This is a genomic window from Mycobacterium shimoidei (assembly GCF_900417275.1).
Lineage (GTDB): Bacteria > Actinomycetota > Actinomycetes > Mycobacteriales > Mycobacteriaceae > Mycobacterium > Mycobacterium shimoidei.
Genome location: NZ_UEGW01000001.1, coordinates 4,393,865 through 4,406,300, shown reverse-complemented (window position 1 = coordinate 4,406,300; position 12,436 = coordinate 4,393,865). Strand labels below are relative to the sequence as shown.

Sequence of the window (12,436 nt, the reverse complement as noted above, 5' to 3'; positions counted from 1 at the left end):
GAGCGAAGCGATATGTGTCTTGGCATTCCGGGGCGGATCGTCGAAATCACCGACGCGGAGAACTATTTGGCCAAGGTCGACGTCAGTGGTGTGCAGCGCACGATCTCGGTGCGGCTGCTCGAAGACGACATGCCCGAGCCTGACGATTGGGTGCTGGTGCACGTCGGCTTCGCGATGGCCAAGATCGACGAATCCGAGGCGCTGCTCACCTTGGCTGCCGTCCAGAAGCTCGGCGAGGCTTATACCACCGAAATGGACGCGTTCGATTCGTCGTCCATTCTCTGAAAGGCATTCGGGATGAAATTCGTTGACGAGTTCCGTGATCCGGCCGCCGCCCGGAAATTGATCGGCGTCATCGAGCGCCTGGCCGGCGACAAGGAGCATTTCAAGTTCATGGAGGTCTGCGGCGGGCACACGCACACGATCTACCGGCACGGCATCGAACATCTGCTGCCCGAAAACGTCGAGTTGGTACACGGTCCGGGCTGCCCGGTGTGCGTCATCCCGATGGGCCGCGTCGACGACGCGATGTGGTTGGCCGAACAACCGGACGTGATCTTCACCTGTTTCGGCGACATGATGCGGGTGCCCGGATCCAACGGCAGCTTGCTCGACGCCAAAGCGCGCGGCGCCGACGTGCGTTTCGTCTACTCGCCGCTGGACGCCCTGAAGATCGCGGCGGACAAACCGGACAAGCAAGTGGTGTTCTTCGCGATCGGGTTCGAGACCACCGCGCCGTCCACCGCCGTCACCCTGGTACGAGCCCGCGAGCTGGGTCTGACCAACTTCAGCGTGTTCTGCAACCACGTCACGATCGTCCCGCCGATCAAGGCCATCCTGGAATCCCCGGACTTGCGGCTGTCCGGCTTCATCGGGCCGGGGCACGTGTCGACGGTGGTCGGCAATCGTCCGTACCGATTTGTCCCGGAGGTGTACGGAAAACCGTTGGTGGTGTCGGGGTTTGAGCCGCTGGACATTCTGGCATCGGTGGCGATGCTGCTCACCCAGATCCGCGAGGGTCGCTGCGAAGTGGAGAACCAGTACTCGCGGGTGGTGCCCGAACACGGCAACCCCGCGGCGCTGGCGTTGATGGGCAAGGTGTTCGCGTTGCGTCCGCACTTCGAATGGCGCGGGCTGGGCTTCATCTCGCAAAGTGCGTTGCGCCTGTCCGACGATTTCGCCGACTTCGACGCCGAACTGCGCTACGCGATGCCTGGCCTGCGCGTCGCGGATCCGAAAGCATGCCAGTGCGGTGAGGTACTCAAGGGTGTGCTCAAGCCTTGGGAATGCAAGGTTTTCGGCACCGCCTGCACCCCCGAGACACCGATCGGAACCTGCATGGTGTCGCCGGAGGGGGCGTGCGCGGCGTATTACAACTTTGGTCGCATCCATCGCGACGCCGTCAATCGGCGGTTGGCGCGGGTTTAGAGGTGCGCGGCGCCAGCGGTCATCATGACGTGATGAGCGATGACGGTTTCGAGCGGCTGGTCGCGATGCTGGACTACACGATGTTCGTGGTCACCACCCAGGCCGACGGTCATCCGTCAGGTTGCCTGGTGGGCTTCGCCACCCAGACCAGCCTGCGGCCACCGAGATTCTTCGTCGGGATATCCAGGAAGAACCACACTTTCCGGGTGGCCGGCCAATCCGAGCACCTGGCGGTGCATGTGTTGTCGCGCCGCGACATCGGCCTGGCCCGCCTCTTCGGGGGCGAAACCGGAGACCGCATCGACAAATTCGCGCGCTGCGCCTGGCACCGCGGTCCAGAAGGCATGCCGATCCTCGACGATGCGGTCGGCTGGTTCGTCGGAAAGACCTTGAGCCGCATCGACGTCGGCGACCACGTCGGTCACCTTTTGGAACCCGTCGCCGCCTACGCCCCTTCGACTGACGAGGATCTGGTCAGCTTCGCCGATGTCGCCGACCTGGAGCCCGGCCACGAAGCCTAAATCGCTACGTCTTGTCCTCGTTGGCCCGCGGGAACCCGCCGCCCTGCGGGAAGAGCGGGAAGACCACGTCGTCAAGCTTCTCGGCGTCACCGGCCGTCTTGTTGACCGTCGCGCCCCAGACATTTCCGTCCGGGGACATCCGCACCGCCCAGGCGTGCGCGTGGGTGTCTTGGCGGACCACGTCGGGTTCGCCGGTGACCGCTCCGGTGGCCGGCGCCAAATGCACGGCCACAGTCTGTTTGGTGTTGATCAGGTTAACCAGCACGGTGCCGTCCAGGGCTGCGCAGCCCGCCACGCCGGGCCGGTCGGGCCAAGTCCAGACCGTGGAGATCTTCGAGTCCTTGGTGATGCGTTGCAAGCGGTCCGCGGTCGGAGCGCGGTCGACGACATACATGGACTCGTCGACCGGATCCCGGCACAGGCCGCCGCCGGCGCCCACTCCGGTCAGCGCGGTCGTCGGCGGGGCCTGGTTGAGGGTGGTCGGCTGTTCGATGCGGATCACTTTGCCGGCCAGCGACCCGGGATCGGCGGCCATCGCGGGATTGCCCGCGTCGCCGGTCAGCACGACCAGCGTGGTCGGGCTGGTGAACAACAGCGCGCCGGTGTTCCCGGTGGCGCCCTTCGGTATTCCGGTCAGGATGTCTTTCGGAATGTCGCCGTCGGCGATGCGGATCACCCGGTTGTCGCTGGGGGTGCTGATGTAGGCGTACATCAGCCGGTCCTGGGAGTAGGTCGGCGACAGCGCGATGTCCATCAGGCCGCCGTCCCCGGACGGGTCGACCGGGATAACGACTTTCACCTTGGGTTCGGCGCTGACGGAAACCTCTTTGACCGCGCCGGTGGTGCGCTCGGCGACCAGCGCCGACTTGCTGTCCGGGAGCATGATCAGGCCGCTGGTGCTCTCCAGGCAGCCCTGCATCACGCCCGGTGCGGGGCACTCCTTGGGGAACGGCTTGGCGGGCAGCGGCGGTGGTGGAGGAGGCGTCGACGTCGACGGCGCATGGCGCTCCGGCTCGGTGGTGAACGGCTGCGACTGGGCATCGTTGAACCGGGCGCATCCGCTCACCACCAGCAGCGCCACGGACAACGCGGCGAACCCGCCCCGAGCCGATCGCCGAAACCGCATGTCCGCAAGGTTACGGATAAGGCAGCCGCGCCCGCTATGCCGGCCTGGGGACGCGTGTCGCGAGCCGCGTGCATCAGTTGGGTAAAAGGGCACCTCAAATCCCCAATTTCGGGCGAAGTGCCCTTACCCTGACACGCGTGACCAGTCAATCGCATGACACAGGTTGGCGACGGCCGGAGGATTCCGCGGCGCCAGCCGCGGGACGCCCGGCCACCGCGAGCCTGGTTGACCCGGAAGACGACCTGCCGTCAGCCACCTATGCAGGCGATTTCGAGACGACAACGATCCCGCACTACGACAGCGGGAGTGCGCAAGCGTCTGGGCCCGGATTCGGCCCGATCGGCTCTTCACAGCCTTTGCCCTACGTCCAGCCGCCCGAGAGCGGCCGCCATGCGATGTTTATGCCTCCGGGCATGGACGCCGAGGAAGACGACCCGCGGATCCGGGCCGCGGGGCGGCGTGGCACCCAGGATCTCGGTCAACTGGTCCTGCGGGCGGGGTTGGGCGCAGTGCTGATCGCCCACGGGTTGCAGAAGCTGTTCGGTTGGTGGGGCGGGCAGGGTCTGGCCGGGTTCAAGGACTCACTGTCCGACGTCGGCTATCAGCACGCCGACATCCTCACCTACGTCGCCGCGGGCGGTGAGATTCTCGCCGGCGTGCTGCTGGTCTTGGGGCTGTTTACCCCGCTGGCCGCCGCCGGGGCGCTGGCCTACCTGATCAACGGCCTGTTGGCCGGGCTATCGGGCCACGACCCGCGGTCTTTCCCGTATTTCTTGCCCCACGGCCACGAGTACGAAATCACCCTGATCGTGGCGGCGGCCGCGGTCATCCTGATCGGCCCTGGTCGCTACGGCTTCGACGCGGGCCGGGGCTGGGCACGACGACCGTTTATCGGCTCGTTCGGGGCGCTGCTGGTGGGCATCGGCGGCGGCGTCGCGGTGTGGATCTTGCTCAACGGCGCCAATCCGCTTTCGTAGGCGACTAGCTGTAAGGGTTGGGCACCCGCCCGCCGCTTGCCTCGGTCAGCAACGGAAGGGTCGCGAATGTGACCGCGGGCAGCCGCAGCTCGCCGTCCTCCTTTAGGTGTGCGCGCGCCCATTGACCCTTGCTGAACCGCAGCCCGTCGATGTCGTCCCAGCGCACGGCTCGGCTGCCCAGCAGCGTCCGAACGGTCACGCCGGTTTCGTCGGCAACGGTGCGCAGCCGAACGATCAACGCCGACAACACAATCGGAATTACCAGCAGCGGCGCGGTGATCGGCCAGCTCAATACCGGCACCAGCAGGCCTAACGTCAAGAAACCGACCGCGAAATGTGCCATCGGCGAAACCTTGATCACCACCGGCTGTTGGGCCACGTAGGCATCATGTCATTGCCCCTTGCCTGTTGAAATTGCGTGTAGGGCTGTGCCGCGAGCGAAACCACGACCCTGTGCGCAATCTCGACGGAAGGGCTTAACCGAAGGGCTTATGGGACCGGGATTTGACGGCTGACCTGTGCAGAGACTACCGTCAACCGTTATGGACAGCCGCGGAATGCTCGTAGTAATCGGTCGGCGCGTTGGTGGCTGACTAGGTATAGAGCACCAACGCGCAACCCTCGTGCAGCAGCTGAGCTGGCGAGGGTTTTTTGTTGCCACCGTCTCGAGACCACCGAACAGAACTCAAAGAGGAACCAGTGAGCGCACCCACCACGCGACCGCCGCACACCGCCAACGGCGTGCCGGCGGCCGCAACCCCATCAAAACACGTTGCGCCGCAACGGCTTACCGGAGCACAGGCGGTGATCCGGTCGTTGGAGGAACTCGACGTCGAGGTCATCTTCGGGATTCCCGGCGGTGCTGTGCTGCCGGTGTATGACCCGCTGTTCGACTCGAAGAAGCTGCGCCACGTGCTGGTCCGCCACGAGCAGGGAGCCGGGCACGCGGCCAGCGGCTACGCGCACGCCACCGGCAAAGTCGGGGTTTGCATGGCGACCTCGGGTCCCGGCGCCACCAACCTGGTGACGCCCCTGGCGGACGCGCAGATGGACTCGGTGCCCGTGGTCGCGATCACGGGGCAGGTCGGAAGGTCGCTGATCGGCACCGACGCCTTCCAGGAAGCCGATATCTCCGGTGTCACCATGCCGATCACCAAGCACAATTTCCTGGTCCGCAGCGGTGACGAGATTCCCCGGGTGCTGGCTGAGGCCTTCCACATCGCAGCCACCGGACGCCCGGGTGCGGTGCTCGTCGACATCCCCAAGGACATCTTGCAGGGCGAGTGCACGTTCGCCTGGCCGCCGCGGATGCACCTGCCCGGCTACAAACCGAACACCAAACCGCACAATCGACAGGTCCGGGCGGCCGCCAAGCTGATCGCCGCGTCCCGCAAACCGGTGCTCTACGTCGGCGGCGGGATCATCCGCGGCGAGGCATGGGAGCAGCTGCGCGACCTCGCTGAGCTAACCGGTATCCCGGTCGTCACCACGCTGATGGCCCGCGGCGCCTTCCCTGACAGCCACCCCCAGCACCTGGGCATGCCGGGCATGCACGGCACCGTGGCCGCGGTGGCGGGGCTGCAGCGCAGTGACCTGCTGATCGCGCTGGGCACCCGCTTCGATGACCGGGTGACTGGAAAGCTCGACTCGTTCGCGCCCGAGGCCAAGGTCATCCACGCCGACATCGACCCCGCCGAGATCGGCAAGAATCGCAACGCCGACGTACCGATCGTCGGCGACGTCAAGGCCGTCATCACCGATTTGATTGCCGCGTTGCGCCGTGACGCGGTCAGCCTCGACCTCCACGACTGGTGGGAGTACCTGCGCGGCGTGCAGGCCACCTACCCGTTGAGCTATGGGCCGCAAAGCGACGCCAGCCTGAGCCCCGAGTACGTGATCGAAACGTTGGGCCGCTTGGCCGGACCCGACGCGGTATATGTCGCCGGGGTGGGCCAGCACCAGATGTGGGCCGCGCAGTTCATCAAGTATGAGAAGCCGCGCACCTGGCTGAATTCCGGTGGCCTGGGAACCATGGGCTTCGCCATCCCGGCGGCCATGGGCGCCAAGATCGCCCGCCCGGACGCCGAGGTGTGGGCCGTCGACGGCGACGGTTGCTTCCAGATGACCAACCAGGAGCTGGCCACCTGCGCCATCGAAGGTGCGCCGATCAAGGTGGCGCTGATCAACAACGGCAACCTGGGCATGGTGCGGCAATGGCAGTCGCTGTTCTATGCCGAGCGGTATTCGCAAACCGATCTGGCCACCCACTCACACCGAATCCCGGACTTCGTCAAGCTGGCCGAGGCGTTGGGCTGCGTCGGATTGCGTTGCGAGCGTGCCGAAGACGTGGAGGACGTGATCAAGCAGGCGCAGGCGATCAACGACCGCCCGGTGGTGATCGACTTCATTGTGGGCGCCGACGCGCAGGTGTGGCCGATGGTCGCCGCAGGCACCAGCAATGACGAGATCCAGGCCGCTCGCGGGATTCGTCCGCTGTTCGACGACGAAGGCAACGAGGGGCACGCCTGATGAGCTCCGCGGAACCGGTGAAGACTCATACACTTTCGGTGCTCGTCGAAGACAAGCCCGGTGTGCTGGCGCGGGTCGCGGCGCTGTTTTCCCGGCGAGGCTTCAACATCGAGTCGCTGGCGGTGGGCGCCACCGAACAAAAAGACATGTCCCGGATGACGATCGTCGTGACCGCCGAGGACACGGTGCTCGAGCAGATCACCAAGCAGCTCAACAAGCTGATCAACGTCATCAAGATCGTCGAGCAGGACGACGACAACGCGGTGGCCCGGGAATTGGCGCTGATCAAAGTTCGCGCCGATGCCGGTACTCGAAGTCAAGTCATCGAAGCGGTGAACCTGTTTCGCGCCAAGGTAGTTGACGTCTCCCCAGAGTCGTTGACCATCGAGGCGACCGGCGCGCCGGGAAAGCTCGACGCGCTGCTGCGCGTGCTGGAGCCGTTCGGTGTGCGCGAAATTGTCCAATCCGGAGTGGTGTCATTGTCCCGCGGTCCGCGTGGCATCGGCACCGCCAAATAATTCATCGAAAACCGTGGCGACCGCCAGCGCGGCGAAGCCGGGCGCAGCGGGTTGGCACAGATAAGGAGCAACACAGTGGCAGTGCAGATGTTCTACGACGACGACGCGGATCTGTCGATCATCCAGGGCCGCAAAGTCGGCGTCATCGGATACGGCAGCCAAGGGCACGCGCACTCGCTGAGCCTGCGCGACTCCGGGGTTCAGGTGAAGGTCGGTCTCAAGGAGGGCTCCAAGTCGCGGGTCAAGGTCGCCGAGCAGGGGCTCGAAGTCGACACACCGGCCGAGGTGGCCAAGTGGGCTGATGTCATCATGCTGCTGGCGCCCGACACCGCGCAGGCCGACATCTTCAAAAACGAGATCGAGCCCAATCTGCAGCCGGGCAATGCGCTGTTCTTCGGTCACGGACTCAACATCCATTTCGAGCTGATCAAGCCGGCCGCCGATATCACCGTGGCGATGGTGGCGCCGAAAGGCCCGGGGCACTTGGTGCGTCGGCAGTTCGTCGACGGCAAGGGCGTGCCCTGTCTGATCGCGGTGGCCCAGGACCCCAACGGCGAAGGGGAGGCGTTGGCGCTGTCCTACGCCAAGGGCATCGGCGGCACCCGGGCCGGGGTCATCAAGACCACGTTCAAAGAAGAGACCGAGACCGACCTGTTCGGTGAGCAGGCTGTGTTATGCGGCGGCACCGAGGAATTGGTCAAGGCCGGCTTCGACGTGATGGTCGAGGCGGGCTACGCCCCGGAGATGGCGTACTTCGAGGTCCTGCACGAGCTCAAGCTGATCGTCGACCTGATGTATGAAGGCGGGATCGCGCGGATGAACTACTCGGTGTCCGACACCGCGGAGTTCGGCGGCTACCTGTCGGGCCCGCGGGTCATCGACGCGGACACCAAGGAGCGCATGCGCGCGATCCTGCGCGACATCCAGGACGGCAGCTTCGTCAAGAAGCTGGTCGCCGACGTTGAAAGCGGCGGCAAGGAACTCGCCCGGCTGCGTAAGGAGAACGCCGAGCATCCCATCGAGGTGACCGGCAAAAAGCTGCGCGACCTGATGAGCTGGGTGGACCGCCCGATCACGGAAACGGCCTAGCCCCTCCTCGGCGGTCGCCACCTACCGACAGTTTCGTCAGGGCGTCATCGCAGGCAGCTCGCGGATACCGAACTCACGCTTGAGCACCGTTCGTGCCGCGTAGTAGCCGCACATGCCGTGCACGCCGCCGCCAGGTGGGGTCGCCGCCGAGCACAGGTATGTCTTGGGAATCGGCGTCGTCCAAGGGTTGAGCCGTGGCGTCGGGCCGAGGATGGCCCGCCGCGCGGAGTTGCCGCCTACCCCGATGTCGCCGCCGACGTAGTTCGCATTGTGGTCGGCCAGCCGCGCCGCAGGCACGCTGCGAACCGCCACCACAATGTCGCGGAAGCCCGGCGCGAACCGCTCGAAAATCGCTGTGACAGCCTCAGTTTGGTCCACTGTCGAGCCCGAAGGCACGTGCGCGTAGGTCCACAACGGACGGTGGCCGTCGGCATCGATCCGATCCGGGTCGCAGACGTAGGGGGTGGCGGCCAGCACCATCGGCCACTCGGCGTGCCGGCCCGCGGCCACCTCCGCTTCGGCCTGCGCCATCTGCGCCCGGGTGCCGCCGAGGTGAAAGGTCGGCACCTGCGCCAGCCGCTCATCTGTCCAGGGAATGTCGTCGCTGAGCACGAAGTCGACCTTGGCTACGCCAGGCCCGAATCGGTATCGGCGCAACGCTTTCGCGTAACCAGGCGGCAGCGCGTCCCCGAAAATTCCCAACAGCGCGGTGGGTGCGGTGTCGTAGAGCACGACACCGCCCGGTGGCTCGGTGATCTCGACACCGCAGGTCAGTTCGCCGCCGTGTGAACGCAGATCGGCGATCAATGCATCGGCGATCGCCTGGCTGCCACCTACTGGAATGGGCCAGCCCACCGAGTGGGCCAGCGTCGCGAGCATCAATCCGGCGGCCGCTGACACCAGCGAGGGCATACGCGAAATCGTGTGAGCGGCAACGCCGCTGAACAGGGCCCGGGCGTCCTCACCGGCCAGCGACCGCCAGGCGGGGGTGGCCTGTGCAAGCATCCGCATCCCCAAACGGAGGGCGGGTAGCACGGCCGTCGGCACGGAGCGTTTGTCGCCGAGCAGCAATCCGACCACCGCATCTGAATTCTCGACCAACGGGCCCAGCAGGCGTCGCCACGATGCGCCGTGTTCCAAGCCGTCACAGGTCCGCTCGAGATCGTGATAGGCGATCGCCGCTGGACGGTCCGGCAACGGGTTGGCGTAGGCCAGCTCTGGCACCATCAGTTTCACGCCGCGCGCGGACAGGTCGAACTGCGCCATGAACGGCGACGCCAGCGCCAGCGGATGCACCGCCGAACAGATGTCGTGCGGCACCCCGGGAAACTCCGGGTCGGCCATGGTTCGCGAACCGCCGCCAAAGGTCGACTGGGCTTCGATCACTTGCACGGAGAGCCCCGCACGGGCGCAGATGACGGCGGCGGTCAGTCCGTTGGGTCCGCTGCCGACGACGGTGACGTCCATCCCGTGATGGTAGGGACCCTGCGGTCGCCCCGTTTCGTCGAGATCGACATCAGCGCGGAAAAGGCCGACTGCGCCGCACGCTAACGTCGATCTCGGCGTAGTTTTCCGCCCGGCTAGGCTGACCCGCGTGAGCCTGCCTGTTGTCTTGATCGCTGACAAACTTGCCGAATCGACCGTCGAGGCCCTGGGTGACCAGGTAGAAGTCCGCTGGGTGGACGGCCCGGACCGGTCGAAGCTGCTGGCCGCGGTGCCCGACGCCGACGCGCTGCTGGTGCGCTCGGCCACCACCGTGGACGCTGAGGTGCTGGCCGCGGCGCCCAAGCTCAAGATCGTCGCGCGCGCCGGCGTTGGGCTGGACAACGTCGACGTCGAGGCCGCCACGGCCCGTGGCGTGCTGGTGGTCAACGCCCCGACGTCGAACATCCACAGCGCGGCCGAGCACGCGCTGGCGCTGCTGCTGGCCGCCGCCCGACAGATCACCGCGGCCGACGCATCGCTGCGTGAGCGCCAATGGAAGCGTTCGTCGTTCTCGGGCACCGAGATCTTCGGCAAGACCGTCGGCGTGGTGGGCCTGGGCCGTATCGGGCAGCTGGTCGCCCAGCGGCTGGCCGCCTTCGGCGCCCACATCGTCGCGTACGACCCCTACGTGTCGCCCGCGCGGGCCGCGCAGCTCGGCATCGAGCTGCTGACCTTCGACGAACTGCTGGCACGCTCCGACTTCATCTCGGTGCACCTGCCCAAGACGCCCGAAACCGCCGGCCTGATCGACAAAGAGGCGCTGGCCAAGACCAAGCCCGGGGTCATCATCGTCAACGCCGCGCGGGGCGGACTTGTCGACGAGGCGGCGCTGGCCCAAGCCGTGTCCAGTGGGCACGTGCGCGCCGCGGGCATCGACGTGTTCGCCACCGAGCCGTGCACCGACAGCCCGCTGTTCGACCTTCCGCAAGTGGTGGTGACCCCGCACCTTGGGGCGTCGACCGCTGAGGCGCAAGATCGGGCGGGTACCGATGTCGCGGAAAGCGTGAAGCTGGCACTGGCAGGAGAGTTCGTCCCCGACGCGGTCAATGTCGGCGCCGGAGTGGTCAACGAAGAAGTGGCGCCCTGGCTGGATCTGGTGCGCAAGCTCGGCTTGCTGGCCGGCGCGCTCTCCGACGAGCTGCCCACCTCGCTGTTGGTGCAAGTGCGCGGTGAGCTGGCTGCCGAAGATGTTGGGGTGCTGCGGCTTTCAGCTCTGCGCGGCTTGTTCTCGGCGGTGATCGAGGATCCGGTGACGTTCGTCAACGCCCCGGCGATCGCCGAGGAGCGCGGAGTTGTAGCCGAAATCAGCACGGCCACCGAAAGTCCCAACCATCGCAGTATGGTCGACGTCCGCGCAGTCGCCTCCGATGGCTCGGTTGTCAACGTGGCCGGCACGTTGTCCGGGCCGCAACAGGTCGAGAAGATCGTGCAAATCAACGGGCGCAACTTCGATTTGCGTGCGCAGGGGATCAACTTGGTGATCAACTACGTCGACCGGCCCGGAGCGCTGGGCAAGATCGGCACCTTGCTCGGCGCGGCGGAAGTGAACATCCAGGCCGCACAGCTGTCCGAGGATGCCGAAGGCCCCAGCGCGACGATCCTGTTGCGCCTGGACCGCGACGTGCCTGAAGACGTGCGCTCGGCGATCGCCGTCGCCGTCGACGCGAACAAGCTGGAAGTGGTTGACCTCTCGTGAAACTGGCGGTCATTGGCGGCGACGGGATCGGGCCCGAGGTGGTGGCCGAAGCGGTCCGCGTGCTCGACGCGGTGCTGCCCGGCGTGGAGAAGACCGACTACGACTTGGGAGCCCGACGCTTTCACGCCACCGGCGAGGTACTGCCCGACTCGGTGCTCGACGAGCTTCGCGCGCACGATGCAATCCTGCTCGGCGCCATCGGTGATCCGTCGGTGCCCAGCGGGGTGCTCGAGCGTGGTCTGCTGCTGCGCTTGCGTTTTGCCCTGGATCACCACATCAACCTGCGGCCGGCGCGACTGTATCCGGGGGTAAGAAGCCCGCTCGCCGCGAATCCGCAGATCGATTTCGTCGTCGTCCGTGAAGGTACCGAAGGGCCCTACACCGGCACTGGCGGCGCGATCCGGGTGGGTACTGCCCAGGAGGTGGCCACTGAGGTCAGCATCAACACCGCCTTCGGTGTGCGTCGAGTCGTCCAGTACGCATTCGACTGCGCTCAGCAGCGGCGCAAGCGGCTGACCCTGGTGCACAAGACCAATGTCCTCACCTTCGCCGGAGATCTGTGGTCGCGTAGCGTTCAAGACGTCGGCGAGAAGTATCCCGATGTCGAAGTTTCGTATCAGCACGTCGACGCCGCGACCATCCATCTGGTCACCGATCCGGGCCGCTTCGACGTGATCGTCACCGACAACTTGTTCGGGGACATCATCACTGACCTGGCCGCCGCGGTATGCGGCGGAATCGGGTTGGCCGCCAGCGGCAACATCGACGCCACTCGGACAAATCCGTCGATGTTCGAGCCGGTGCACGGAAGCGCACCGGACATCGCCGGTCAGGGGATCGCCGATCCGACCGCAGCGATCATGTCGGTGGCGCTGTTGCTGTCCCACCTGGGTGAGGATGCTGCCGCTGCTCGGGTGGACCGGGCGGTGGAGTCGCATCTGGCCAACCGCCCGCCCGAACCGCTTGCCACCACTGAAGTCGGCGAACGGATTGCGGCCGCGCTCTAGGCTCCAGGCCCGGCGGCAGTACGCGCGTCGGGACGAACGGGATCGCCGCGAGCGGGAACA

Annotated in this window: 12 protein-coding genes; 9 read left to right on the top strand and 3 right to left on the bottom strand. The window is 66.2% G+C overall.

Going from position 1 to position 12,436, the window contains the following annotated elements:
* Window positions 1-12: 12 nt before the first annotated feature.
* Genes MSP7336_RS21325 through MSP7336_RS21315 form a run of 3 tightly spaced genes read left to right on the top strand, consistent with a single transcriptional unit; the run spans window position 13 to window position 1,949 of the window.
* The gene (locus MSP7336_RS21325; protein WP_113964507.1) at window positions 13-285 is read left to right on the top strand and encodes a HypC/HybG/HupF family hydrogenase formation chaperone; all 273 of its coding nucleotides are present in this window, start codon (window positions 13-15) and stop codon (window positions 283-285) included.
* A gap of 12 nt (window positions 286-297) precedes the next feature.
* Window positions 298-1,428, top strand: coding sequence for a hydrogenase formation protein HypD (hypD, locus tag MSP7336_RS21320; RefSeq protein WP_113964506.1), 1,131 nt, complete (start codon window positions 298-300; stop codon window positions 1,426-1,428).
* A 32-nt stretch (window positions 1,429-1,460) separates the two neighbouring features.
* Complete coding sequence (locus MSP7336_RS21315; protein ID WP_069395174.1) at window positions 1,461-1,949, top strand: flavin reductase family protein; 489 nt, start codon at window positions 1,461-1,463, stop codon at window positions 1,947-1,949.
* A 4-nt stretch (window positions 1,950-1,953) separates the two neighbouring features.
* Here the strand turns inward: MSP7336_RS21315 and MSP7336_RS21310 are convergent, their stop codons facing one another.
* On the bottom strand, window positions 1,954-3,075 hold the full coding sequence (locus MSP7336_RS21310) for a PQQ-dependent sugar dehydrogenase (RefSeq protein WP_113964505.1): 1,122 nt from the start codon (window positions 3,073-3,075) through the stop codon (window positions 1,954-1,956).
* A gap of 137 nt (window positions 3,076-3,212) precedes the next feature.
* Here MSP7336_RS21310 and MSP7336_RS21305 point away from each other — a divergent pair, with 137 nt between their 5' ends.
* Window positions 3,213-4,052 (top strand): DoxX family protein, encoded by an 840-nt coding sequence (locus MSP7336_RS21305; protein ID WP_113964504.1) that lies wholly within the window; start codon window positions 3,213-3,215, stop codon window positions 4,050-4,052.
* Between the two features lie 4 nt (window positions 4,053-4,056).
* On the opposite strand, the gene MSP7336_RS21300 is transcribed toward MSP7336_RS21305, so the two are convergent.
* Window positions 4,057-4,395: a PH domain-containing protein gene (locus MSP7336_RS21300; RefSeq protein WP_069395173.1), complete on the bottom strand. Its 339-nt coding sequence runs from the start codon at window positions 4,393-4,395 to the stop codon at window positions 4,057-4,059.
* 356 nt (window positions 4,396-4,751) lie between these two features.
* Between MSP7336_RS21300 and MSP7336_RS21295 the strand changes: the two genes are divergently transcribed.
* From MSP7336_RS21295 to ilvC, 3 genes are all read left to right on the top strand, one after another.
* Window positions 4,752-6,581 carry an acetolactate synthase large subunit gene (locus MSP7336_RS21295; RefSeq protein WP_113964503.1) on the top strand — a complete coding sequence of 610 codons (1,830 nt, stop codon included), beginning with the start codon at window positions 4,752-4,754 and terminating at the stop codon, window positions 6,579-6,581.
* On the top strand, window positions 6,581-7,099 hold the full coding sequence (gene ilvN / locus MSP7336_RS21290; RefSeq protein ID WP_069394994.1) for an acetolactate synthase small subunit: 519 nt from the start codon (window positions 6,581-6,583) through the stop codon (window positions 7,097-7,099). Before MSP7336_RS21295 ends, ilvN begins: the two co-directional genes overlap by 1 nt.
* Before the next feature lie 87 nt (window positions 7,100-7,186).
* Window positions 7,187-8,188: a ketol-acid reductoisomerase gene (gene ilvC, locus MSP7336_RS21285; protein WP_113965169.1), complete on the top strand. Its 1,002-nt coding sequence runs from the start codon at window positions 7,187-7,189 to the stop codon at window positions 8,186-8,188.
* A 36-nt stretch (window positions 8,189-8,224) separates the two neighbouring features.
* On the opposite strand, the gene MSP7336_RS21280 is transcribed toward ilvC, so the two are convergent.
* Window positions 8,225-9,655 carry a phytoene desaturase family protein gene (locus MSP7336_RS21280; protein ID WP_113964502.1) on the bottom strand — a complete coding sequence of 477 codons (1,431 nt, stop codon included), beginning with the start codon at window positions 9,653-9,655 and terminating at the stop codon, window positions 8,225-8,227.
* 127 nt (window positions 9,656-9,782) lie between these two features.
* Between MSP7336_RS21280 and serA the strand changes: the two genes are divergently transcribed.
* Together serA and MSP7336_RS21270 are read left to right on the top strand one after the other, a co-directional pair.
* A complete protein-coding gene (gene serA, locus MSP7336_RS21275; protein WP_069394991.1) occupies window positions 9,783-11,369 on the top strand; it encodes a phosphoglycerate dehydrogenase in 1,587 nt (528 codons plus the stop codon).
* Window positions 11,366-12,376: a 3-isopropylmalate dehydrogenase gene (locus MSP7336_RS21270; protein ID WP_113964501.1), complete on the top strand. Its 1,011-nt coding sequence runs from the start codon at window positions 11,366-11,368 to the stop codon at window positions 12,374-12,376. Before serA ends, MSP7336_RS21270 begins: the two co-directional genes overlap by 4 nt.
* Window positions 12,377-12,436: the final 60 nt, after the last annotated feature.

Coding starts and splice junctions, on each gene's coding strand:
- ilvC (WP_113965169.1), top strand. CDS start 7,187: ATGTTCTACGACGACGACGCGGATCTGTCGATCATCCAGGGCCGCAAA.
- MSP7336_RS21310 (WP_113964505.1), bottom strand. CDS start 3,075: ATGCGGTTTCGGCGATCGGCTCGGGGCGGGTTCGCCGCGTTGTCCGTG.
- ilvN (WP_069394994.1), top strand. CDS start 6,581: ATGAGCTCCGCGGAACCGGTGAAGACTCATACACTTTCGGTGCTCGTC.
- MSP7336_RS21315 (WP_069395174.1), top strand. CDS start 1,461: ATGAGCGATGACGGTTTCGAGCGGCTGGTCGCGATGCTGGACTACACG.
- MSP7336_RS21280 (WP_113964502.1), bottom strand. CDS start 9,655: ATGGACGTCACCGTCGTCGGCAGCGGACCCAACGGACTGACCGCCGCC.
- hypD (WP_113964506.1), top strand. CDS start 298: ATGAAATTCGTTGACGAGTTCCGTGATCCGGCCGCCGCCCGGAAATTG.
- MSP7336_RS21325 (WP_113964507.1), top strand. CDS start 13: ATGTGTCTTGGCATTCCGGGGCGGATCGTCGAAATCACCGACGCGGAG.
- MSP7336_RS21300 (WP_069395173.1), bottom strand. CDS start 4,395: ATGGCACATTTCGCGGTCGGTTTCTTGACGTTAGGCCTGCTGGTGCCG.